Below are 23,177 nucleotides of genomic sequence, written 5' to 3' on the forward strand. Positions count from 1 at the left end.
TATCTCTGCAAAATTTTTCACACCCTTATCTTACTCGTTCAGCCCCCTCTTGACAAACCCCCTTTTCATATAACATCATTGGAATAAACGAAATAATCTGAAAAGGAGAGTTTATATGCAGCGTTACCTTGCTCTATTATTAGCACTCATCCCTATTTCATTAGCTGTGTTTGGCATTAAGTTAATGAGAGATACTGTATTCGGGATTCTATTTCCTCCACTCTCTATACTATGGTTACAATTTTTAATTGGCGCTCTCTGCTTCGGGCTCGGGTTTTATATTTTTGGTGGTTTCGTCTTACACCGAGACCGTAAACGAAATAAAGTACAAGCTCGCTTTAAAAGGTAGGAAGGCCTCACTGTTTATAAATAAAAAAACGAGACCGTTACACGCGGTCTCATTTTTTTATTGGCAATAACGTTCTTGCCGTTTCAGGGTAATCAGTAATAATTGCTGAAATATTCATACCAAAATATTTCAGCATAAGTGTTTCTTCATTAATTGTATAGGGGCGAACCTCTACATCACTTTCCATCGTTAATTCGGCAATGGCATCTTGAAGATAACGATAATTAGGGTGTACTGCTGTAGCGCCCATTTTTTTCGCATACGCCCACGGACTATGCAAACCTTCGCGATATAAAATCGCTGTTTGAATATCAGGAGCCATCATATGACACCTTTTCATACTGTAGTGATTGAATGAAGAAAATATAACACGATCTTCTAGATTAAATTTCCGTACAAGCGTTATAACTTCCTCCTCTAAACCTCTGTATGGAATTTTATTATTTTTAAGTTCAATATTAAGTAGCAACTCTGTTTTTTCAATCCATTGTAATACTTCTTCTAAAAGTGGTATTTTACAAAAACCTACTTTATCACCAAATTTATAGCTCGCATCTAATTTACATAAATCCTCATATACATAATTTCGAACCGCACCTTTTCCATTCGTTGTCCGGTCCACTGTTTCATCATGAATGACGACAACTTTTCCGTCTTTCGTTAATTGAACATCAAGTTCAATTCCATCTGCTCTAAAAGATTCCGCTGCTTCAAATGAAATCATCGTATTTTCTGGGTATGTTCCTGCTGCACCACGATGTGCAAATATAAGAGTCATCCTCACTCCCCCAATCTTATGCTATACTATACGAAAAAGGAGGTACTTCTATGAGACCATTACAAATTTCTCCAGACACTGCAGTCCGCCTATCAAAAGCATTAGGTGTTCCACTTGAACAACTTATGCATATGCCGCAGCACATTTTAATTCAAAAGTTAGTTGAATTAGAAAAACAAAATAAAGACGAAGAATAATACAGTCCTGTTTTGCAGGACTTTTTATTATTTTCTATTATATCACGGATGACTCCCCTGCTAAAATTCTTTAACGGATGCACTATGATTCCATGTAATCTTTTCTCAAAACATTTATATTCAATTAAATGAAACCCCCTCTTTTAATAAAAGAAGGGGTTTCTTACTACTCGTTTCAATTACTCAAATTATGCATTTTTCTTTTCTTTGTTAAAAATCATAAACAATTTATACAACCCTAAAGAAGCTGGAATATTCATAAATGCAAATGCTTCATACGTATAATGAGGAGCTGTTTCCCATAGTAACAAGAAAGTAAATACTCCTAATGTACTAATCATCGCAATTCGTATAACTTCCGATTCATTTTCATCTTTCTTTTTATAAAGAATAATAGCCGCCAGAACAGCTACATAAACGAATAATTTGATAACATACGAATATATAGTAACGATTTCATAATTCGTTGTACTATAGTTCGATACGTAATTAGTTATCGTGTCATTCTTCTGCTCAAACCATTCTCCAATACGGTACATGGAGAACTGACTTGATACCCATTCTCTAGTTATTTTTTCATTTAAATGTTGTACATAACCCGTTACACCAAGTTCACTGAAACGCTGCACTATAACTTCTTTATTGTGTTCATTCAAATCCTTCGTATTCTTTATGTTTTCATCATCAATATAATCTGCATCTGCCTGATTCCACACACCATACGTATCTTTGTTCAGCCCCATTTTCACCCAATGAGTGAATGGAATTTTTTCAATTTCATTATCGGTGCTGAGATTTAACTTTGTCGTTATACCTTTAAAACTTACAATAAGGATTAAACAAAATAAAACACTACTTAACACCTTTATAGAATATTCCTTACGAAACTTTAAAATATTTTCAATTAAAATCGCTAAAGCTACAGCCAATGCTGTTGGTCTTATAATATAAGTACAAGCTGCGAAAACCCCTAATAAAATCCATAAAATAATCTTCATTCTTTTTGTTTCCGCCGTTTTCAAGCACAAATATGTATACATCGTTGCTGAAATAAAAAATATTACTAATGTATGCGTATAGAAAACCGGTGCCTGCCAATATATAAAAATGTTTAGCACAGATAACACGATCGATATGTGAGCAACTTTAAAGTTTGTAATTTTCCTTACAATCAATACATTTAAAATAATACTACCTGTTATACAGGCTATCGGTAATATTTTTATCGCTAAATCTACACTTCCTACCAATTTAGCAAAATATCCTCCTAATAATACGATATGTGTATTATATGGATAAAATAGAAGCTGTCCCATTTTTAAGAATTGATCATCTCCATTAAACACAGAGACAATCCCTTGTTTAAGGATGGCATAATCTCCTATAACAGGGTTAAATGCTATGGAAGTAATAAATATTTCCATCATCAAAATGATTATACTACCTAAAGTAATCATAATATTTGTGTGTGTTCTTTTCATTTTATTAATAACCCACTTATAATACATAAAGAAAAGCGCAAATAAAAGCAACGTCACCGCTATAACAACACCGACTTTTTCAGGAGTATACTCCTCAGTCGGATAAGGAAATTCACCACTCATCAAAATTGTTTTCGGGATAAAAAATTTACTTACTATCATTGAAAATACAAATAAAAACACCGTTATAACAATGATTGGGTAAGCTCGATTCACTATTTTTGTTAAATTCATTCATCCATTCTCCTATATTTCTAACTTTTCCCAATCAATGATACGTTATAGAGATTATGATGTCAAACCTACGTATTTCCTGTGCACACCCTATTTTCACTGCATTTTTTATATACATATGTATTCCTTCAAAATCCTTAAATCAAAGCAAATAAAAAGACCAACGAATTCTAACATTCATTGGTCATTAAATAAAAGTTCATTGGTTTTAAATTTAATATTGAGTATCAATTTCAAGAATTATTAAGCTTTACTAAAACTTAAATCTCAGCTAGCCTTATGTTCAAGTCTCAGCTTATCCGCAACCATTGCGATGAACTCAGAGTTCGTAGGTTTTGCTTTTGACATGGATACTGTATAACCGAAAGCTTTAAACGTTGATATATATACGTTTCTAACATTTTCTTTTCGTCCAATAAATACGTTAAATTTCACGCCCTTTATTGGTTTCGTTTTTCTTAATTCATTGGTAACATTACATTACTAATGTGTATAAGAATATAATACATATTCACAGGGGCAAACGTCAATAGAATTCAATGATATCCACGTACTGTTTCACGTTACCCTCTATTCAGCTTCTTGATTTACGACTATATCCTTATTCCTATAGTCTAAGTTGGTACGTATTTGAAGCTTTCCCCTGTCCTACTGTAACCAACAATAGCCCCTGTTCTTTTAGTCCTTTTATTGCCTTTGATGTTGTATTACGATTAGCCCTTAAATAGTCTTGTAACTGGTTATAAGATAACTTTACTGGTGCTTTATCCGCTTCTAATTCTTTCATAATATATAGTAACAATAGTTCTGTTTTATCTAAGTTAGTGCGTTTGAACAGTGCCAACCGCAATCCCCTTCCCTTGTTCTGTCATTTAGCACTCATACTAATGGTGCCTTACACTTCATATAGTACATATTAATTACTATAAAAACAATAACCCCCCCTTAACTGTAGGCTATATATATTAAAAAGACTTATGCGTAATTCACATAAGTCTTACTTTTGTTATTCATAAGTAATTATTATTCGTCTTCGCAATTACATAAGCTAGAAAACAATTCTTAAAAGGATGAACCAATAATGCACCACTCTACAAAAATAGACTTGATATCTATTAAATATAGTAGTCAGGATTTTCATCCATTTTAATTAAAAACTCCTCTAAAGAATCCGCTATTTTTACGTCCTCAGAGTAAATTGGACATTGACCTAATTCATTTTCCTGCTTAAATTTAATTGTTAAAAAGCTAAGTTCTGTTACTTCAAAAAACACCAATGATTCTTCATCATCTACACCATCTATATTAGGGTCATATTCATAGATATCTTGTCTCAAACGAAAATCCGCAACAGAAAATGGGTCCATAAATCTGTTAAAAAAGAACTTACTTGATGCCTCTAAAAAACCATAACCAATTTCTTTATAAAAAATTTTCAATTCTTTAGGGAATTTCATTTTTAATAAATCTTCTGCTTCCTCTATCTCTTCTTTTGGCAAAAGGTAAAAAATAGGGGTTTGATTAGATTTAATACTTTCGTCTGCTACAATATGTTTTTTCAAAAAGTTAAACATAATTTTTACTACCTCCTTATTACAGAAGGGCTGTTTTCAATGCTTCTTCAAGCATTGTATTGAAATCATTATATGTTTTCATCACTGTGCCAGATGGTTTATCAAGTTCTAAGCAAGTACCATCAGATAAGTTTTTACAAAACCAAGCAATACTTGAATCTCCAAAGAAAAGATACTCTTTTTGAAATTCATTTTCATACCAAATCTTATTCGTGTCTATAAATCCACAAATCGGTTCGTTTCTTTCTGTTTCTAGTAAAGAAGGGTCAACTCCATAAATAACTAGTCCACCAAAATCTAAACCATTTACGTTTTTAATAAACTCCTCAAATTCACTCGGTAAATCAACATTAAATTTCTCTTTCACACGTTCTCTTAATCTATGAACTTCAGTATCTGTTGCTGGTGTGTTCAGATTAAAATTAACACTTTTCAGTATATCTTCAATTTCTAAAATCAGATTTTTCCACATATAAATTTCACCATTGCTTCAGCTTGAATCTGTTCAAAAATTTCTTTTTCATTTCCCTCATAATTGTTTAACATTCTTAGAATTTCTGAAACCTTTGCATCTATGTTACTAACTCCTATCAGTTATTTTAGGACTTTTTTTACATGTCCGTTTCTGAATCCCATACCTCTATAAATTCAAAACCTTTTAAATCACTTTCTAACACTGCATTTCTAAATTCATCTGATACAAAAACGGAAGTAGGATGGATTCTTTGATTTATATATACTTTAAAAATCATTTCATTGTGAACAATGTTAGGAATAAATGCGAATTTTTCACATCCTATTACTAAACCTGTGATTAATTTTTTAAAGATTGCTTTATTACTATCAATTGCATCTAGTACATTTAAAACATGGACTACATAATATACTTCATTTGTTTTATTATGAACAAGTGGAAGAAACTCAACATCAGCACCTATTAAAGGTTCTAATAAATTTTTTGCTTGTTCACTAATCATTATTGAACCAGTTTCCCCCCAAAAATGCGGACAGTCGCTAGGTTTATCTCCTTCTATACATTCAATAAATATTTCTCCCCATGAATCTAGTAAAATTGCAGTGGAGTTGAACTTCCCTTCAAAATATTTTTTATCCTCTTTATATTTCAATAGCTGGAAAGACTGGTAATCATCAAACGAACTTCTCAATTCCCAAATTTTCATTTTTTATTCTCCTTCGAGATTTAATATATTTACAAATTATTTCGATTTATTTAATTTTAAACTCCCCTCTAACAAACGTATCCTTATGTCATGTAGGGCTGCAATAGCATCAGCTTGAGTACCACCGTATACTTTAACTTCTTTTAACACTCTAGCCACTTCATCTGCATATTCTGCTGAATGACTACCGATATGTAATGCTTCAGTAGTTACATAATCATTCACTTTATATGGTAAAAATACCCCATTAGCAGCAGAGTCATGGTGGATTCCAAACTCTTCTAATAATTCTTGTGCTTCAATAGCTTTGTTATCCTTCCAAGGAACCAAGTGATGTGCTGCATTAGAATATGGGGGTGGTTCAATCCCTGCATCCTTAAGTTCTTCACGTAATATTTTAGATGCTGTATACGAATCAGGATACTCATTTTTCACTTCAACTCTATCAAGAACTTTATCCGCATAATCTTTTATTACTTCTTGTACACCTTTAACTCTACTTCTTCCACCAGTTTCAGAAAACATAAATGTATCACGGGCTTCTTGTAAAGCTTCAAAAGTTTTTATCTGATTGCTACCAAAGCCACTAGTACCTGCAAATGCAAATCGTTCTTTTAATGGTAATTGATTCGAAACGGACGAGATACCTTCTGAGAATTTTGTTAGATTGGTGCCTTTTGAAAGTGTAGTTACTTTACTTATTCCTTTATCCCCAAGCCATCCCAATCCAAGTCCCATAAAAATACTTGTTCCCCATTTTGTACGACTTTCCGCATCACCATGCCAAAAATCATTCATAAACGAATCCGAAACAGCATTCCAAGCAGTAAAGGTTGTCTCTATGGGGTGACCTATAGCATACTTAATATTTTCTTTTGTTACTGTATCGTCTAGTGAATCAAATCCTTCTACAATCTCCCCAATAACTTGCCCAGAACCAATGTATATACCGTCCCAAATTTTTCTAAGCATAGATTTTTCAGAGGGTTTGCCGCACATTGCCCCTTCTTCTACCTTTTCATCTGATAAATTACCTTCAACTAAATTACCATCATAAAGTTCATCAGCATTACGAAACTTTTCAGCAGCGTGCATTAGTTCTTCTGCAATCTTATCAAATTCCCGGAATACATTAAAGATTTGCGGTTTTGTTTCATTAAACATTTGATAAAACCTTTGACTTGTTGCACCATTCCACTTTGAAGCTACGTATTCCGTTTGGTTATATAAATCTTTATGTATCTGTTCTAACCTATTTTTAGTTTCAAGAACAAGCTTTGCTGATTGTTCCAACCGTTCAGGCGTTACCTTTTTAAATCATTGGCCATTTTAAATGAGAAGTACGTGTAACGTTGCTGCTTATTTTTCGAGTACTCAATTAAAATTGCTTTATGCTTAAAATCAATCTTTTCAGGACATAACTCTAAACACTCTGATATTCTCATTCCTGTATCCAGTAGCAATCGAGTAACAATCCAATTACGATAACCATGAAATGTGGTAACATCAAAAACTCTTAATACACGTATAATTTCATCTTCCGTCAACAAAGGTTTTTGCTTACGTTTCGGTTTAATATTTTGAATGCTTTCGACAGGATTTATTTTAATTTCTCGTTCTACCTGAAATAAAAAATTAAAAAACACTTTGATATTACGTAAATAGTTAGCAATCGTTGTATCGCTTAGTGGCTTTTTGTAATCCGTCCGGTTATGCGGGCGATTAATATCATTGGCTATTGTTGTAGAAGCTACGGTGTACTTTCCACGTTCCTTTAAATACTTAATATACTGCCGAATGTGTACGGCCTTTATTTTTCCCGCTTCCTCTATTTGATACGTCTCTCTCATGTACAATAAAAATAAATTTAGTGTCTGGTCATAGCTTTTCAGCGTTTTAATCGATAAGTTTTTACTTGAACAATACAACATAAAATTATCTAGCTGTAATTCAAATTCAGTCAAAACAAAAAACACCGCCTCTCATTAGTTTGATTTACAAACCAATAAAAGACGGTGTTTATTAAAATGCATTAACATTATTTGTTGGTACGAAAAGAAGTTTGTTGGTAACTTTACATTACCACTAAACAATCAAAAATACTGTTATATCAACATTTACGAAGCCTTATGTTCAAGTCTCAGCTTATCCGCAACCATTGCGATGAACTCAGAGTTCGTAGGTTTTGCTTTTGACATGGATACTGTATAACCGAATAAAGACGAAATAGAATCAATATTCCCACGACTCCATGCTACTTCAATTGCGTGACGGATTGCTCGCTCAACACGGCTTGCTGTTGTATTATATTTCTTTGCAATATCTGGATACAATACTTTCGTAATAGATCCAAGTAATTCGATATCGTTGTACACCATAGAGATTGCTTCCCTTAAGTACATATATCCTTTAATATGAGCAGGCACACCAATTTCATGAATGATACTCGTAATGCTTGCATCTAAGTTTTTCGGCTTTCCATCTATTGTCGTTGCTGAACGGAAAGATGGAAGTGGACGTTTAATAGTAGCGTTCGCTTTACCGCTTACTTGACGAATATGACTCGTTAAATTCTCCATATCAAATGGTTTTAATATGAAATATGAAGCACCTAAGTCAACTGCTTTTTTCGTCACATCTTCTTGTCCAAATGCTGTTAACATAATTACGCTAGGCTGTCTTAGCCTTTCAATATGTCGCATTTTCTCTAGTACAGCTAAACCATCTAAATGTGGCATAATAATGTCTAAAACAAGTACATCCGGCTGCTTGTCTTTTAATAAATTTAAACACTCTTGACCATTATAAGCAGTACCGATTACTTCCATATCATCTTGAGCAGCAACATAACTCTCTAGCATTGATACTAATTCTTTATTATCATCCACAAGACATACTTTAATTTTCTCCACAGCTTTTCCTCCCTTACCGAATCGATTCTCCGACATGTGTATCCTTCTAGGCTACATGAATTGTTCGACAATTGTGTGAAAATTCCCTTTTAAAGTTTGTTACTTTCCGATAAAATCACAAAAAAATATGTTTATCGTTCATTTATTCCCTTTCGCAACACATTCCATCATAGAAATACAACGAAACGTTCAACCCTTTTCTTTTATTTTACAACAAAAAACACCTCTTGCGGAGCTTTTACAAAATTTCAACGAATTTTTCAATAGAAAAGCGAGCTAATTATTAATTAGCTCGCTTTTCTTTCTTGTTCATAAATGTTAATTCCAGCCTCATGTAACATCCATTCAATATGGACACCATATCCTGATGTTGGATCATTTACAAATACATGTGTAACAGCACCAATTACTTTCCCGTTTTGTACAATTGGACTTCCGCTCATCCCTTGTACGATTCCACCCGTTTTTGCTAATAAACGTTTGTCTGTTACTTTTATTACCATGCCCTTTGTCGCCGGAAACTTTTGCGGTACTGTACTAACAACTTCAATATCAAACGATTCCACTTTATCTTGATCAATAACTGTTAATATTTTTGCAGGTCCCTCTTTTACTTGATGAGATAGTGCAATAGGCATTGCTTTATCCATTACGCCATTTGTCATATTTGTATTCAATTTGCCAAAAATACCAAATGGACTATTTATTGTAATATTGCCAATCACTTCACGATCTGGTGAGAATCTCGCTAATTTCTCTCCTGGATTCCCATGACTACCTCTTTCAATTGATGTAACTGTCGAACGCATAATTTGTCCATCTTCGACTTGAATCGGTTTTTTCGTATCGTTATCAGAAATGACATGACCAAGTGCTCCATATTTCATAGAATCCGGATGAACAAATGTCATTGTTCCGATTCCAGCTGCCGAATCACGAATATATAAACCAATACGATAAGACGATTCTCCACTGTCTTTTTGTGGTGTTAACTTTGTGCGGATATGTTTTCCATCTCTTAACAAAACAAGATTAAGCGGTTCACCTGTTTCACCACTATTATGAATAAATGGTGCTACATCACTCATTCTTTCAATTGTTTTCCCATTAATTTCAGTAATCATATCCCCAATTTGCACACCAGCCGTTTCACCAGGAGATACTTTCCCTTTTTCAGTTTGAATTAAATGATGGCCTACAACAAGTACCCCTTTTGTGTTTAACTTCACACCAATTGATTGTCCACCTGGAATAACTTTGAAATCTTTTAATACTTTCACATTTACTTTTTTTACTGGAAAACCAGCAAGTTGAAACACCATATCCGCTTCACCATTTTGATGAGAATTTACCATAAGTCCTTGTTTTTGTTCATTTGAACTTACTGTAAATACATGACGATCTGTAGATGAAGCTTGAAACACTGGTAATGAAGCTATTTCTGATTGTTGTCCTTCAAAAACAACAAGTTGCTTCGGGGACGAAATAAACGTCCGAAGCGGTTTAAAACACCCTATAAAAACTAAAGAAACAAGGAGAAAAATACCTATTATTTTGCGAAATCTTTCTAATTTCAATTTGTTCACTCTCCTCGCTCCTACCCCACATTCAGCCTCTTGGCTTCACTTTTTAATCTCTCCTTGCAGTGCTTTATTTATAACCGGAAGAATTAAGAAATCATCTTTTGAGAAAAAAAGCTATCCATTACTGGATAGCCTCTGCTGTCTGTTTAAAATGATGCGCTTGCGTAAGTAGTTCTTTCGCATGTTCTGTCGTTAAATCTGTAATTTCCACACCAGAAATCATTCGAGCTATTTCTGTTACTTTATCCTCCATAGTTAAAACGGTAACTGATGTAATTGTTCGATCATTCGCTACTTGTTTTCGAATAAATAAATGCGAATCTGCCATTGAAGCGACTTGAGGTAAGTGCGTAATACAAAGTACTTGTGAGTTTACTGATACTCGATAAATTTTTTCCGCAATAGCCTGTGCGACCCGGCCACTTACACCAGTATCCACCTCATCAAAAATAACTGACGCCACACCTTGGTGCTTAGAAAAAATGCTTTTTAAAGCTAAAATAATACGAGATAACTCTCCGCCAGAAGCGACCTTTGAAAGTGGTTTTAACGGCTCGCCTGGATTGGTTGAAATATAAAATTCCACATGATCGTAACCATCCGCCGTAAGTCTTACCGGTGCTCCCTCCACAAGAGGCTCTTCCGCATTTCCTTCTCTCTTCATGATTCTCACTTCAAATTTTGTTTTTTCCATATATAATTCTTTTAATTCCTGATGAATGGCATTTGTAAGATGCTCTGCAAGTTCATGACGCATATTACTTAACAACGTTGCTTCTTTCAGAATAACACTTTCTAATTCCTTTAACTGCTTCTTCGTCGTCTCAATATGAACGTCTTTATTTTCAATCGTAAAAATTTCTTGTTCAATTTTATCAGCATACGCTAAAATCTCTTCTACAGTATTTCCATATTTTCTCTTTAGCATACGAATTTCATTTAAACGCGTTTCAATTTCATCTAAACGATTCGGATCATATTCCATCATATCGAGCTTTTCTCTTAGTTGATACGCGACTTCTTCTAATAAGTAATAGCTATTTGCAATTGAATCATGATTTTCTTGATACATTTCATCTAAATGTGTAATACTCTCCATTTGCCCCATTGCGCTTCGTACATTATCTAATCCTTGTCCGTCAGCACTTAACGAGCGATATGCATCGCCTAATGCTTTGTAAATTTTTTCGAAATTAGAAATTTGCAATCGTTCTTCAGTTAATTCATTTTCTTCATCCATCTTTAAATCCGCCTTACGGATTTCTTCATGCTGAAATTGAATTAAATCTAAGCGATGCGCCATTTGTTGTTCATTTTCACTTAACGATTTTAACTGTTTTTTTAGCTTCTCATAGTCAGCGTATACGTTTTGGTATATACCCAATTGTTTAACAATACGATCTCCATCAAAATGATCAAGCATAAATAGATGACGCTCTTCATTCATTAAATCTTGTGTTTCGTGCTGACCATGAATATCAACAAGTGTTTTTCCAATTTCCTTTAATATACTAAGGGTAACCAATTTCCCATTTACACGACATACGCTTTTTCCATTTGCAGCGATATCACGCTTCAAAATAATCATGCCGTCTTCAATTTCTATGTCCAACTCTTCTGCCTTTTCAATACACGGATGCTTATCATCTTCTACATAAAATAGCCCCTCTATCTCAGCTTTTTCTGTTCCGTATCGAACGAATTCCGCTGAACCACGACCACCTACAAGTAAACTAATCGCATCAATAATAATCGATTTTCCGGCTCCTGTTTCCCCACTTAAAACCGTTAATCCTTTTTGAAAAGAAATATTTAATGCCTCAATAATAGCAAAGTTTCTAATCGATAATTCCGATAACAATGCCCCATTCACCTCGTTATAAACTAATCCCCTATTCAGGGCTTTTCTCAGTTCTTTATTCAAATAGTCATACTATATGTTTGTATGTATAAATTACTTTTCTAACCGCTCCATTGTACCAAACATTTGTTTTACGGGTCAATCCACCTATTTCCTAATTTTATTCAAAGAAAATATTATATTACAATTAAGAATTCACGTTTTTAACCAATAAAAATATCCTGTTCACTTTCCACTTTACAGAGGAAAGCAAACAAGATTTTTTTGTTACAGCATATTTAAGAAACGATCAGAGACAACACCTGTATCTTCAGGTGTGCGGCAAATAATTAAGCAAGTATCATCACCACAGATGGTTCCGATGATCTCATCCCACTCTAAATGATCAATAAGTGCCCCAAGTGAATGAGCGTTACCAGGCAATGTTTTTAGCACAAGCATATGTCCTGCCGTGTCTAATTTTACAAATGAATCCACTAGATTGCGTTTTAATTTTTGTAACGGGTTAAATCGTTGATCTGCTGGCAAGCTATATTTATAGCGACCATCATGTAATGGCACTTTCACTAAGTGCAGTTCTTTAATATCGCGCGATACTGTTGCTTGCGTTACATTAAATCCCTCATTACGTAAAATATCAACTAATTCATCTTGTGTTTCAATTTCTTTGTTCGCAATAATTTCCCTGATTTTAATATGGCGCTGACCTTTATTCATACATTTGCACCTCACACTATCTCTTACCATAGTTTAAACATTGGTATACTTCACTTATTTATGTTAACTTATAATTCGTTACTTGTACACAATTGTTTTTACAATCATTATACAATTACAACAAAAAGAGGAACAACATATGTTATTCCCCTTTACCTTTTTGTTTTAGGACATCATGCGCCTCTGTAACTACTTGCTCAACAGAAACCGGAGAATGATTTTCGCCATTCTCACGTTCACCATGCCATTTCAGATGAATTAAAAATTCAATATTACCATCCCCACCTGTAATTGGTGAGAATGTTAAACCTTCTACGTCGTATCCTTCTTTTATAGCAAAGTCGACAATCATTTCCACGACAGCCTCATGTACTTTTCGATCACGGACGATACCTTTTCTACCAACTTGCTCTCTTCCAGCTTCAAACTGCGGTTTAATTAACGCTGCTACATCTCCATTTGGCATAAGCATTGTTTTTAAAACCGGCAATATAAGCTTTAATGATATAAATGACACATCGATACTAGCAAATTGCGGTAAACCACGTTCTAAATCTGCTGGCGTTACGTAACGGAAGTTTGTTCGTTCCATTACGACAACACGCTCATCTTGACGCAATTTCCAAGCAAGTTGATTGTATCCTACATCTAATGCATAAGATAATTTCGCTCCATTTTGAAGCGCACAATCGGTAAAGCCACCAGTTGATGAACCAATATCTATCATAACTTTATCTTGTAAATTCAGATGAAATGACTCTAATGCCTTTTCAAGTTTATAACCACCACGGCTTACATACGGCATAACTTGTCCCTTTACCGTAATCTCTGTATCTTGTGGGATTTTCTCTCCTGGCTTATCCAGTCTCATCTCGTTTGCATATACAAGGCCGGCCATAATGGCGCGTTTTGCTTTCTCACGTGTTTCTATAAGCCCTCGCTCTACTAATAGTACATCTACTCTTTCTTTTTTTGCACTCATTTGTTACGCCCTTTTTTGTTTTGATGGAATCATTGTATGAATACGGTCTACAACAGCATCTGTCGTTAAACCAATTTCTTCTAATAATTTTGTTACACTACCGTGCTCTATGAAACGGTCTGGAATACCCATTCGTTCAATTAATGCACTATGGTACCCGTTCTCAGATGCAAATTCAACTACTCCCGTTCCAAAACCACCGATTAAACAAGCTTCTTCAATCGTTAAAATCGGTATATTTTTTCCTAAGAGATCATGTAAATATGCTTCATCCATCGGTTTAATAAAGCGAGCGTTCACTACTTTCACTGAAACTCCAGCCTTTTCAAGACGCTCAGCCGCTTCCATTGCCATTGGTATTGTCGTACCAAATGTTAAAATAGCCGCTTGTTTACCTTCTTTTAACGTTTCCCATGAACCGATTGGAATCGCCTTTAATTCCTCATCCATATGAACACCAAGTCCATTACCACGCGCATAACGTAATGCGATTGGTCCATCTTCATATTGCATCGCCGTATATACTAAATGTTGCCCTTCATTTTCGTCTTTCGGCATCATAAGTACCATATTCGGCAAGTGGCGTAAGAATGAGATATCAAATACACCTTGATGCGTCTCACCATCTGCTCCTACTAAACCAGAGCGATCGATTCCGATGAAAACATTTAAATTTTGGCGGCATATATCATGAACAACTTGGTCATATGCTCTTTGTAAGAATGTTGAATAAATCGCTAAGAATGGCTTCATACCTTGCGTCGCCATACCTGCTGCCATTGTTGTAGCATGCTGTTCTGCAATACCTACATCAATCATACGATCTGGGAATTCTTTTTGGAATTTCTCAAGTTTCGATCCAACAGGCATTGCAGGTGTAATTGCAACGATACGCTCATCCGTTCTCGCTAATTTAAGTACTGTTTCACTAACAACAGCACTCCATGCTGGTGCAACTTCTTTCGGTTTAACGAAGTCACCTGATTCAATTTTATAAGGTCCTGTTCCATGCCAAGTTCCAATAACATCACTCTCAGCTGGTTTGTAACCTTTTCCTTTTTTCGTAATAACATGAACAAGCACTGGGCCTTTTGTTTTCTTTGCATATTGCAACGTTTCGAATAACTTTTCATAATCGTGCCCATCGACTGGACCTAAATACGTAAAGCCTAACTCTTCGAAAAAGACACCGGATACTAGTAAATATTTAAGACTATCCTTTATTTTCTCTGCTGTTGCAGCAACTTTCCCACCAACTGCCGGAATTTTCTTCAATATATACTCTAATTCGTCTTTTACCCAATGGTATTTTCCTGCGGTACGTAGACGTCCAAGTACATTATGAAGCGCACCAACGTTTGGTGCAATTGACATTTCATTATCATTCAAAATAACAATCATGTCTGTTTTTTCATGTCCAATATGGTTTAATGCCTCTAAAGCCATTCCACCTGTTAAAGCACCATCACCAATGATCGGTATAACATATTCTTTCGTTTTCTTTAAATCACGTGCTAGAGCCATTCCCATCGCAGCAGATAATGATGTCGAGCTATGGCCAGTCTCCCATACATCGTGCTCACTCTCGCAACGTTTTGGGAAACCACATAGACCTTGATATTGCCTTAATGTACCGAACTCTTTTGCACGTCCAGTTAAAATTTTATGTACATAGGATTGATGTCCTACGTCCCATAAAAATTTATCTTTCGGACTATCAAATAATTTATGCAGAGCAATTGTGAGTTCTACCACACCTAAATTAGGTGCAATATGTCCACCTGTTTGAGAGAGCTCTTCAATTAAAAACTTACGAATATCCTCACTCAATCCCTCTAGTTCACTGATAGACATATCTTTCAAAAAACTAGGGTTTTGAATTTGCGTTAGATCCACATGGATCACTCACTTTCATTTCATAATCTGTCAACATGTCAAATATTATAAAAAACATTTACACAAAACAAGAAATTCTCTTTTTTTTATTTTTCACCTTGTCCTGCTATTAACCAGTCTATTGCGCCCTAATCCTATTATAAACCATATTTCTTTAGGCGATGAAAAAAATAGCCGCTAACACGAAGTGATAACGGCAATGTAATCTACATATATTTTTGCCAATAACAAGAAAAGAAAAACCTTTTCCTACATTTATATCATAAAATGATGAATGACTCAACAAATGAAAACGCTGTTATATTAGTTATTACGTTTTGCAATCAAATCGCAAATAGATAGTAAATATTCATCTTGTAATTGCAAGGAACCGATAGCATCTTTTGCTTTTGCAATAGTGTCTTCTAAAATATCCTTCGCTCTATCTACAGTAAATAACGTCGTATATGTGCTCTTTTCGTTGGAAACATCACTACCAATCGGTTTTCCAATCTCTTCTTCGGTTCCTTCCACATCTAAAATATCATCTCGAATTTGGAAAGCTAGGCCAATATATTTTGCAAACGCAAGTAACTTTTCTTCTTGTTCTTTTGTGGCATCAGAAAGGATTGATCCAGCAAGTACAGCGAATTCAAGTAGTTTCCCAGTCTTATGCTTATGGATATACTCCAACTCATCAATCGTAAGTTGTTTCCCTTCCGCTTCCATATCTGCCACTTGTCCGCCAACCATTCCTTCTGGTCCCGCTGCTTTTGCAAGCTCAAGTACAAGTCTTACCTTTTTCTCAGCAGAGATTTCCTTTTGTTCATATGCCATAATAACTTGAAAAGCATACGTCAACAAACCATCGCCTGCTAAAACTGCCATCGCTTCACCAAATACTTTATGATTTGTGGGCTTCCCTCTTCTTAAATCATCATCATCCATACAAGGTAAATCATCATGAACTAACGAGTATGTATGTATCATTTCAAGTGCACAGGCTGCACCTACTCCAAGATTTCTTTCTTTACCAAACGCTTGTAATGTCGCAAATAAAAGTAACGGGCGGAGACGCTTTCCACCCGCTTCCAAAGAATATGCCATCGCTTCACGAAGTACATTTGGACATTGTAATTCATTTGCATAGCTTACAAGCTTCTCTTCTACGAAAGTTTTACTTTCTTTCAAAAAAGTATCAAAAGCAACAGTCACTATGCTTCATCTCCTAAAGCAGTAAACGGTTCAAGCTCTCCATCTTCCCCAAGAATAACTGCCATTTGTTCTTGTACGTTCTTCAACTTCTCATCACAAAGCTTAGATAATTCCATACCCTCTTTAAAATAAGAAATTGCTTCTTCTAAAGGTACGTCACCTTGCTCTAGCTTAGAAACGAGATGCTCAAGTTGCGAAATTGCCTCTTCAAAGCTTAATTTATTCTCCATTATTCAATTCACGCTCCTCTATGCCTGATACGCTACAATCTAGTATTCCATCTTGTAATTGAACTGAAACAGCATCTCCAAGGCTGACATCTTTCACACTTTTTAACACTTGCTTCTCTTCATCATATACAAGCCCGTACCCTCTCATCATTACTTTAAGCGGACTTAACGCTTCAAGTTTTTGAGCAGCTCTTACAAAGGCAAATTCTTTCGTTTGAAGTAATGTTTGCATTTCACGTTGCAATTGCTTTTGCAAAGTTTCAACCGCTACCTTCGTTTGCATAATCTTTTGAGATGGGTGGTGCTTCTCTAAATAAAATGAAAGCTGTTTTAACTGATTTACCTTTTTATCAATATAGCGTTCTTTCGCTAAAACAAGCTGTTCTAACGCTCTATCCAATTGCTCTTCTTTTTGCTCATAGACTTGTCTTGGATAACGGAACGCATAAGATTTTTGCAATACTTGTAGTTTTTCTTCTTTTTTATGTACTAACTCTCTCATTGCCCTTTGCAATCTTAGAGTTCTTTGCAATACCTTTTCTTGTAACTCTATAATATTAGGCGCTGCCAGCTCAGCTGCTGCAGTTGGTGTTGGCGCTCGTAAATCGGCAACAAAATCCGCAATTGTAAAGTCTGTTTCATGACCTACTGCTGAAATAATAGGGATTTCGCTCTTGAAAATGGCCCTTGCAACCATTTCTTCATTAAACGCCCATAATTCCTCAATAGAGCCTCCGCCGCGCCCAACGATTAGGACATCTATCTCTTCCATTTCATTCGCTGTACGAATCGCTTGTACAATTGAGGGAGCTGCTGACTCCCCCTGTACAAGTACCGGAAACACAATAACATTTCCAATTGGATAACGACGTTTAATCGTTGTTATAATATCACGAATCGCTGCCCCTGTTGGCGACGTAATCACACCTATTGTTTTCGCATAAGGAGGAATTGTTTTTTTATAAACTTGAGAAAATAATCCTTCTTCCTCTAAACGAACCTTTAATTGTTCGTAAGCTAAATGCAGGTTTCCGATTCCGTCAGGCTGCATGTCTTGAATGTAAATTTGATAAGAACCACTCGCCTCGTAAACAGAGATTTTCCCTTTCACGAGTACCTTCATCCCATTTTCAGGTCTGAATTTAATATTACGATTATGACCCGCAAACATAACCGCTGCGATTCTTGCATTTTCATCTTTCAATGTAAAATACATGTGGCCACGGCTATGATTTTTAAAGTTGGAAATTTCACCTTTTAACCAAACAGACTGCAAATGCGGATCATATTCTATTTTTGTTTTTATATAGCGTGTTAACGCTGTAACGGTTAAATATTGTTTCTCCATTTCTCTCTCCTCATAGCCGACTCAAATTATTTACAAACAACACCTGCACGTTTAGCCGATTCAACAGTATTATGAAGAAGCATTGTGATTGTCATTGGACCAACACCCTTTGGCACAGGTGTAATGTAACCCGCAACATCTAACACGTTGTCAAAGTCAACATCACCACAAAGTTTACCTGTTTCTAAACGGTTTACACCAACATCGATTACAACCGCTCCTTCTTTCATATAATCAGCTGTTACCATCTTAGGTCGTCCAACAGCTACGATTAAAATATCAGCTAGCTTCGTTAACTCTTTCATATTTTGCGTCTTAGAATGACAGTATGTGACAGTTGCATTTTCATTTAAGAACAATTGTCCCACTGGCTTGCCGACAATATTACTTCTTCCGATTACTACAACATGTTTTCCCGAGATATCAAGATTTGTTTCTTTTACTAATTCTACAATACCGTGCGGTGTACATGGAAGGAATGTATCTTGTCCCGTCATCATACGTCCCACGCTGATTGGGTGAAATCCATCTACATCTTTTTCTGGTGAAATTCTTTCAATGATAGCTTTTTCTTCAATATGTTTTGGTAAAGGTAATTGCACTAATATGCCATTTATACGGTCATCGCCATTTAAGCGATCGATTTCAGCAAGCAAACGCTCTTCCGTAATTGTTTCAGGAAGTTCAATTAGCTCTGAATAGATTCCTACTTGTTCACAGCCCTTTTCTTTTCCTTTTACATAAGAACGAGATGCTGGATCTTCTCCAACTAGAATAACTGCTAATCCTGGTACAATTCCTTGCTCTTTCAACTTCACAACTTCTTCTGTTAATTGTGCTCGTTTTTTCTCCGCAACTTCATTTCCTTTGATGATTACTGCTACCATTTTAAGATTCCCCCTTAAAGAAATTACAGTGTATCTTTTATATTAGATAAAACGCCGTTAATAAAACGACGAGATTCCTCATCCCCAAATGTTTTAGCAATTTCAATTGCCTCGTTAATTGTTACGTTGTGTGGAATTTCTTCCATGTATTTCATTTCATACACAGCTACACGTAAAATACTGCGATCCACAATACTAATACGCTCTAGCTTCCATTTTTTTAAGTTTTGACGAATCGCTTCATCAATTACTTCTTTATTTTCTACAAAACCTACTACAAGTGATTCTAGAAACTCATTTGTTTCTTCACCTTCATCTAGCGTGTTTTCCACCGCTACTTTCGGTTCTAATTCACCTGTAATATCCATTTGATATAATGCTTGCATCGCTCTTTCTCTAGCCGTCCTACGTTTCATTGTAACTCTCCTTTATGCTTCAAGTCTTTCCTTATGCTTTGTTATATTATTATAATTTATAAGCCGTCAATTCACTTACTCTTACAGTTTTCATTGATTTTCCAACCTTATAATACAATGATAATAACACAATTTATCATTTGATACACGGGTTACAAGGCTGAAAAATAATAAAAAGATTAACTTCAAGTTCCATATCTTATCACAATGTACGTTTTTTGGAAAAACGAAACATTTTCTTTTTAATTTCTTTTTTTTTGAAATAGTATAATAATTAGAGGGTTTTAATTTGTGAAGAAATGAAACGTTAAAAAAGATGCCTATGTTACTAGGCACCTTTTTCATTCTTACACTGGTTCGATTTCTGTTTTTTGTGTTTCGAATGTTACGCCAACGATGTGAACATTCACTTCTTTTGGCTCAAGTCCTGTCATTGTAAAGAGTGCTTGGCGAATGTTGTCTTGAATCTTTTGTGCAACAACTGGAATTGCTACGCCAAAATACATCACAACATAAAGGTCAACGATAATATCTTCGTTTGCTAATTCAACCTTTACACCTTTACCATGATTTTTCTTACCTAACTTCTCAACAACGTCTGTAGCAAAATTACCACGCATTGCCGCTACACCTTCTACCTCAGCAGCTGCAATACCTGCAATTACTTCAATTACTTCTGGTGCAATTTCTACTTTACCAAGAGTTGTATCTTGACCCATATCTAACATATGTTCAGCCATGAAAAAAACCTCCTTTAATGTATCACTGCGTCACAAGTTCATGCTCTTCCAAAAATTTCGTATTAAACTCACCTTTTACAAAATCAGGATGATCTAGCAATTGCAAATGGAACGGGATTGTTGTATGTACGCCTTCAATGACAAACTCACTGAGTGCACGCTTCATTTTTGCAATTGCCTCTTCACGTGTTTTTCCGTGAACAATTAATTTAGCAACCATCGAATCATAGAAAGGTGGGATTGAATATCCCGGATATACAGCTGAATCGACGCGAATACCAAATCCGCCTGGTGGTAAGTACATTTCTACTTTACCTGGAGATGGCATAAATTTTTTGGCAGGGTTTTCCGCATTAATTCGGCATTCAATTGCCCAACCATTAAATTGTACTTCTTCTTGCTGTAACGATAACTTTTCTCCAGAAGCAACACGAATTTGTTCTTTAATTAAATCCATCCCTGTTACCATTTCAGTAACTGGATGCTCAACTTGAATTCTCGTATTCATCTCCATGAAATAAAAGCTTTTCGTTCTATATTCATAAATAAACTCAACCGTACCAGCACCTGTATAATCAACCGCTACCGCTGCTTTAACTGCCGCCTCACCCATCTGCTTGCGAACATTTTCATCAAGTGCAGGTGATGGACTTTCTTCTAGTAGTTTTTGCAAGCGGCGCTGAATTGTACAATCACGCTCTCCTAAATGAATGGCATTTCCGTGTGTATCTGCCATTATTTGAATCTCAACATGGCGGAAATCTTCAACGTACTTTTCTAAGTATACACCAGGGTTCCCAAAAGCGGTACTAGCTTCTTGCTGTGTAATTTGAATTCCTTTTACAAGCTCTTCTTCATGGCGCGCAACACGAATACCTTTTCCGCCACCACCAGCAGTCGCTTTAATAATAACTGGATATCCAATTTGATTAGCAAGTTCGATCGCTTCTTCGGTATTTTTAATAATCCCTTGTGAACCTGGTACAATCGGAACCCCTGCTTCTTTCATTGTATCACGAGCAACGTCTTTTGTGCCCATCTTTGAAATAGCTTCTGGACTTGGACCGATAAAAATCAAGTTACATTCACGACATAACTCTGCAAAATCTGCATTTTCTGCTAAAAATCCGTATCCCGGATGAATAGCATCGCAACCTGTTAACTTCGCAACGCTAATAATGTTCGTCAAATTTAAATAGCTTTCTTTCGAAATCGTTGGTCCTACACAATACGCCTCATCAGCAATTTGTACGTGAAGTGACTCTTTATCTGCTTCTGAATAAATTGCAACTGTTTCAATATCCATTTCTTTACAAGCACGAATAATTCGTACAGCAATTTCCCCACGATTGGCTATTAATACTTTTTTTATCATCACAAAGACTCCCTTATTACGCTTTTACAAGAAATAGCGGTTGTCCATACTCCACAAGCTGTCCATTATTAACAAGAATCTCAACAATTTCGCCATCTACATCAGCATCGATTTCGTTAAATAATTTCATAGCCTCGACAATACATACGATAGAATCTTTCGATACTCTATCCCCTACACTTACATATGCAGGTGTATCAGGCGAAGAAGAAGAATAGAATGTACCTACCATCGGTGAAGTAATTTTATGTAGGTTTTCATTTTGAACAGCTTTTTTCTCTTCTTGTTTTGGTACTTCCACTTGTGCTGCCGCTACTGTTGTTTCAACTTCAACAGGTGCTACTGGTTGCACGGCTTGTTTCGCTACAGGTGCTTGCACCGCAACAACTTCATTACCACGCTTTTTCATTTTGATTGTCGTACCATCTTTTTTGTATTCAAATTCATCAATATTAGAGCTATCAATTAATTTAATTAATTCACGAACTTCTTGAATTTTAAACATGTAAAATCCACTCCCATACTCTTGTTTGTCCCGTTTTTACAGATTCTCACCACTAAAACTAGATTGACTGTAAAAATACGATGTACTCTATTAGAAAATGTATTTCATTTACTAATAGAAATAGTTACTATTTCCATCTTACGATAAATTTTTTAAACATTCCAATTTATATTTCTTTATAATAAATCGAAATTCCTGTAAAAATATTATTCCAATAAAAATTTATTACCTAGTAATAATACCAAGTTTCACACAAAATTGGCAAGACCACTTCCTAAAAAACATTCCTTACTTTTTCAAAATGCTACAAAGTAACCATATCATTACCGCTCTATTCTTCACCTCATCTATAGTCAATAATATATTTTTACCAAATATTATTTTTTTGTTTACACGTCGTTCATCATTCCTTCATATAAGAATAGTATGTTCAAAGTGTAGAAAATATATCGTATCGAGGTGTGGACATATGATATGGCTCATTCTCTTCTTACCTGCCGTAATGGTCTGGGCATTCGTTCTCTTCATCCACGTCAAATCTGGAAAAAGTAATCATCGTTACCATGAACCACTAATCTTTTACTCACAACGTATTTCTCCATTCCGAGTTGAGCATAATAAAAGCAACTACAAAGACGAAACAGAAAAAAGCTATCGAAAATGATAGCTTTTTTCTATTATTATTTTCAAACAATCCGATTCGCAAAAATTAATAATCCGTGGGGGATGTCCCCGCG

General features: G+C 35.3%; 25 protein-coding genes and 1 pseudogene. 3 read left to right on the forward strand and 23 right to left on the reverse strand.

Annotated features, from left to right (window positions below; all coding sequences use genetic code 11):
* Positions 1-115: 115 nt before the first annotated feature.
* Positions 116-349: a DUF2627 domain-containing protein gene (locus tag ACUXEY_RS05060; protein WP_166701851.1), complete on the forward strand. Its 234-nt coding sequence runs from the start codon at positions 116-118 to the stop codon at positions 347-349.
* Positions 350-398: 49 nt separating this feature from the next.
* Here ACUXEY_RS05060 and ACUXEY_RS05065 read toward each other — a convergent pair whose 3' ends face one another.
* Positions 399-1,127 (reverse strand): glycerophosphodiester phosphodiesterase, encoded by a 729-nt coding sequence (locus ACUXEY_RS05065; RefSeq protein ID WP_461300224.1) that lies wholly within the window; start codon positions 1,125-1,127, stop codon positions 399-401.
* A gap of 50 nt (positions 1,128-1,177) precedes the next feature.
* On the opposite strand from ACUXEY_RS05065, the gene ACUXEY_RS05070 reads away from it, so the two are divergent.
* Positions 1,178-1,324 (forward strand): YycC family protein, encoded by a 147-nt coding sequence (locus ACUXEY_RS05070; protein ID WP_001247671.1) that lies wholly within the window; start codon positions 1,178-1,180, stop codon positions 1,322-1,324.
* Between the two features lie 188 nt (positions 1,325-1,512).
* Here ACUXEY_RS05070 and ACUXEY_RS05075 read toward each other — a convergent pair whose 3' ends face one another.
* The 22 genes and pseudogenes from ACUXEY_RS05075 to accB form a co-directional block, all read right to left on the reverse strand.
* Complete coding sequence (locus ACUXEY_RS05075) at positions 1,513-3,039, reverse strand: glycosyltransferase family protein (RefSeq protein WP_429599974.1); 1,527 nt, start codon at positions 3,037-3,039, stop codon at positions 1,513-1,515.
* Between the two features lie 267 nt (positions 3,040-3,306).
* A pseudogene (locus ACUXEY_RS05080) lies at positions 3,307-3,405 on the reverse strand (sporulation initiation factor Spo0A C-terminal domain-containing protein); the annotation flags it as partial.
* Positions 3,406-3,646: 241 nt separating this feature from the next.
* Entirely contained in the window at positions 3,647-3,883 is a 237-nt protein-coding gene (locus ACUXEY_RS05085; RefSeq protein ID WP_098270482.1) for a GntR family transcriptional regulator, read from the reverse strand.
* Positions 3,884-4,154: 271 nt separating this feature from the next.
* Positions 4,155-4,613: an SMI1/KNR4 family protein gene (locus tag ACUXEY_RS05090; RefSeq protein ID WP_097852508.1), complete on the reverse strand. Its 459-nt coding sequence runs from the start codon at positions 4,611-4,613 to the stop codon at positions 4,155-4,157.
* Positions 4,614-4,632: 19 nt separating this feature from the next.
* Entirely contained in the window at positions 4,633-5,085 is a 453-nt protein-coding gene (locus tag ACUXEY_RS05095; protein WP_000265782.1) for a YrhA family protein, read from the reverse strand.
* A 139-nt stretch (positions 5,086-5,224) separates the two neighbouring features.
* Positions 5,225-5,794 (reverse strand): imm11 family protein, encoded by a 570-nt coding sequence (locus ACUXEY_RS05100; protein ID WP_097852509.1) that lies wholly within the window; start codon positions 5,792-5,794, stop codon positions 5,225-5,227.
* 36 nt (positions 5,795-5,830) lie between these two features.
* Positions 5,831-7,087 carry a WXG100 family type VII secretion target gene (locus tag ACUXEY_RS05105; RefSeq protein WP_461300225.1) on the reverse strand — a complete coding sequence of 419 codons (1,257 nt, stop codon included), beginning with the start codon at positions 7,085-7,087 and terminating at the stop codon, positions 5,831-5,833.
* A gap of 11 nt (positions 7,088-7,098) precedes the next feature.
* Positions 7,099-7,758: a tyrosine-type recombinase/integrase gene (locus ACUXEY_RS05110; RefSeq protein WP_461300226.1), complete on the reverse strand. Its 660-nt coding sequence runs from the start codon at positions 7,756-7,758 to the stop codon at positions 7,099-7,101.
* Positions 7,759-7,911: 153 nt separating this feature from the next.
* Positions 7,912-8,706, reverse strand: coding sequence for a sporulation transcription factor Spo0A (gene spo0A / locus ACUXEY_RS05115; protein ID WP_033686380.1), 795 nt, complete (start codon positions 8,704-8,706; stop codon positions 7,912-7,914).
* A gap of 287 nt (positions 8,707-8,993) precedes the next feature.
* Positions 8,994-10,292, reverse strand: coding sequence for a SpoIVB peptidase (gene spoIVB, locus ACUXEY_RS05120; RefSeq protein ID WP_166701848.1), 1,299 nt, complete (start codon positions 10,290-10,292; stop codon positions 8,994-8,996).
* Between the two features lie 118 nt (positions 10,293-10,410).
* Positions 10,411-12,150 carry a DNA repair protein RecN gene (gene recN, locus ACUXEY_RS05125; protein WP_166701847.1) on the reverse strand — a complete coding sequence of 580 codons (1,740 nt, stop codon included), beginning with the start codon at positions 12,148-12,150 and terminating at the stop codon, positions 10,411-10,413.
* 267 nt (positions 12,151-12,417) lie between these two features.
* Positions 12,418-12,867 carry an arginine repressor ArgR gene (gene argR / locus ACUXEY_RS05130; protein WP_001032581.1) on the reverse strand — a complete coding sequence of 150 codons (450 nt, stop codon included), beginning with the start codon at positions 12,865-12,867 and terminating at the stop codon, positions 12,418-12,420.
* A gap of 142 nt (positions 12,868-13,009) precedes the next feature.
* A complete protein-coding gene (locus tag ACUXEY_RS05135; RefSeq protein WP_166701846.1) occupies positions 13,010-13,849 on the reverse strand; it encodes a TlyA family RNA methyltransferase in 840 nt (279 codons plus the stop codon).
* Positions 13,850-13,852: 3 nt separating this feature from the next.
* Positions 13,853-15,745 (reverse strand): 1-deoxy-D-xylulose-5-phosphate synthase, encoded by a 1,893-nt coding sequence (gene dxs, locus ACUXEY_RS05140; protein ID WP_166701845.1) that lies wholly within the window; start codon positions 15,743-15,745, stop codon positions 13,853-13,855.
* Positions 15,746-16,048: 303 nt separating this feature from the next.
* Positions 16,049-16,939: a (2E,6E)-farnesyl diphosphate synthase gene (gene ispA, locus ACUXEY_RS05145; RefSeq protein ID WP_429599985.1), complete on the reverse strand. Its 891-nt coding sequence runs from the start codon at positions 16,937-16,939 to the stop codon at positions 16,049-16,051.
* On the reverse strand, positions 16,939-17,169 hold the full coding sequence (gene xseB, locus ACUXEY_RS05150; RefSeq protein ID WP_000428423.1) for an exodeoxyribonuclease VII small subunit: 231 nt from the start codon (positions 17,167-17,169) through the stop codon (positions 16,939-16,941). The genes ispA and xseB overlap by 1 nt, the downstream gene beginning before the upstream one ends.
* Entirely contained in the window at positions 17,159-18,517 is a 1,359-nt protein-coding gene (gene xseA / locus ACUXEY_RS05155) for an exodeoxyribonuclease VII large subunit (RefSeq protein WP_166701843.1), read from the reverse strand. The genes xseB and xseA overlap by 11 nt, the downstream gene beginning before the upstream one ends.
* A gap of 26 nt (positions 18,518-18,543) precedes the next feature.
* Positions 18,544-19,404 (reverse strand): bifunctional methylenetetrahydrofolate dehydrogenase/methenyltetrahydrofolate cyclohydrolase FolD, encoded by an 861-nt coding sequence (gene folD, locus ACUXEY_RS05160; protein ID WP_000226737.1) that lies wholly within the window; start codon positions 19,402-19,404, stop codon positions 18,544-18,546.
* A 23-nt stretch (positions 19,405-19,427) separates the two neighbouring features.
* On the reverse strand, positions 19,428-19,820 hold the full coding sequence (gene nusB, locus ACUXEY_RS05165; protein ID WP_000830249.1) for a N utilization substance protein NusB: 393 nt from the start codon (positions 19,818-19,820) through the stop codon (positions 19,428-19,430).
* 347 nt (positions 19,821-20,167) lie between these two features.
* Complete coding sequence (locus ACUXEY_RS05170) at positions 20,168-20,560, reverse strand: Asp23/Gls24 family envelope stress response protein (protein WP_000807630.1); 393 nt, start codon at positions 20,558-20,560, stop codon at positions 20,168-20,170.
* Between the two features lie 22 nt (positions 20,561-20,582).
* Complete coding sequence (gene accC, locus ACUXEY_RS05175; protein WP_061677463.1) at positions 20,583-21,935, reverse strand: acetyl-CoA carboxylase biotin carboxylase subunit; 1,353 nt, start codon at positions 21,933-21,935, stop codon at positions 20,583-20,585.
* 16 nt (positions 21,936-21,951) lie between these two features.
* A complete protein-coding gene (accB, locus tag ACUXEY_RS05180) occupies positions 21,952-22,440 on the reverse strand; it encodes an acetyl-CoA carboxylase biotin carboxyl carrier protein (RefSeq protein WP_048531065.1) in 489 nt (162 codons plus the stop codon).
* A gap of 469 nt (positions 22,441-22,909) precedes the next feature.
* Between accB and ACUXEY_RS05185 the strand changes: the two genes are divergently transcribed.
* Positions 22,910-23,104: a hypothetical protein gene (locus ACUXEY_RS05185; protein WP_048531067.1), complete on the forward strand. Its 195-nt coding sequence runs from the start codon at positions 22,910-22,912 to the stop codon at positions 23,102-23,104.
* The last annotated feature ends 73 nt before the right edge of the window (positions 23,105-23,177 follow it).

Source organism: Bacillus sp. F9_6S_D1_P_5, from assembly GCF_054823925.1.

Excerpts from the sequence above, each read along its gene's own strand:
- accC (WP_061677463.1), bottom strand. The coding sequence starts at position 21,935 with ATGATAAAAAAAGTATTAATAGCCAATCGTGGGGAAATTGCTGTACGA.
- xseA (WP_166701843.1), bottom strand. The coding sequence starts at position 18,517 with ATGGAGAAACAATATTTAACCGTTACAGCGTTAACACGCTATATAAAA.
- ACUXEY_RS05135 (WP_166701846.1), bottom strand. The coding sequence starts at position 13,849 with ATGAGTGCAAAAAAAGAAAGAGTAGATGTACTATTAGTAGAGCGAGGG.
- folD (WP_000226737.1), bottom strand. The coding sequence starts at position 19,404 with ATGGTAGCAGTAATCATCAAAGGAAATGAAGTTGCGGAGAAAAAACGA.
- ACUXEY_RS05075 (WP_429599974.1), bottom strand. The coding sequence starts at position 3,039 with ATGAATTTAACAAAAATAGTGAATCGAGCTTACCCAATCATTGTTATA.
- ACUXEY_RS05090 (WP_097852508.1), bottom strand. The coding sequence starts at position 4,613 with ATGTTTAACTTTTTGAAAAAACATATTGTAGCAGACGAAAGTATTAAA.
- nusB (WP_000830249.1), bottom strand. The coding sequence starts at position 19,820 with ATGAAACGTAGGACGGCTAGAGAAAGAGCGATGCAAGCATTATATCAA.
- ACUXEY_RS05100 (WP_097852509.1), bottom strand. The coding sequence starts at position 5,794 with ATGAAAATTTGGGAATTGAGAAGTTCGTTTGATGATTACCAGTCTTTC.
- xseB (WP_000428423.1), bottom strand. The coding sequence starts at position 17,169 with ATGGAGAATAAATTAAGCTTTGAAGAGGCAATTTCGCAACTTGAGCAT.
- ACUXEY_RS05095 (WP_000265782.1), bottom strand. The coding sequence starts at position 5,085 with ATGTGGAAAAATCTGATTTTAGAAATTGAAGATATACTGAAAAGTGTT.
- accB (WP_048531065.1), bottom strand. The coding sequence starts at position 22,440 with ATGTTTAAAATTCAAGAAGTTCGTGAATTAATTAAATTAATTGATAGC.
- ACUXEY_RS05060 (WP_166701851.1), top strand. The coding sequence starts at position 116 with ATGCAGCGTTACCTTGCTCTATTATTAGCACTCATCCCTATTTCATTA.
- ACUXEY_RS05170 (WP_000807630.1), bottom strand. The coding sequence starts at position 20,560 with ATGGCTGAACATATGTTAGATATGGGTCAAGATACAACTCTTGGTAAA.
- argR (WP_001032581.1), bottom strand. The coding sequence starts at position 12,867 with ATGAATAAAGGTCAGCGCCATATTAAAATCAGGGAAATTATTGCGAAC.
- ACUXEY_RS05070 (WP_001247671.1), top strand. The coding sequence starts at position 1,178 with ATGAGACCATTACAAATTTCTCCAGACACTGCAGTCCGCCTATCAAAA.
- ACUXEY_RS05065 (WP_461300224.1), bottom strand. The coding sequence starts at position 1,127 with ATGACTCTTATATTTGCACATCGTGGTGCAGCAGGAACATACCCAGAA.
- ACUXEY_RS05185 (WP_048531067.1), top strand. The coding sequence starts at position 22,910 with ATGATATGGCTCATTCTCTTCTTACCTGCCGTAATGGTCTGGGCATTC.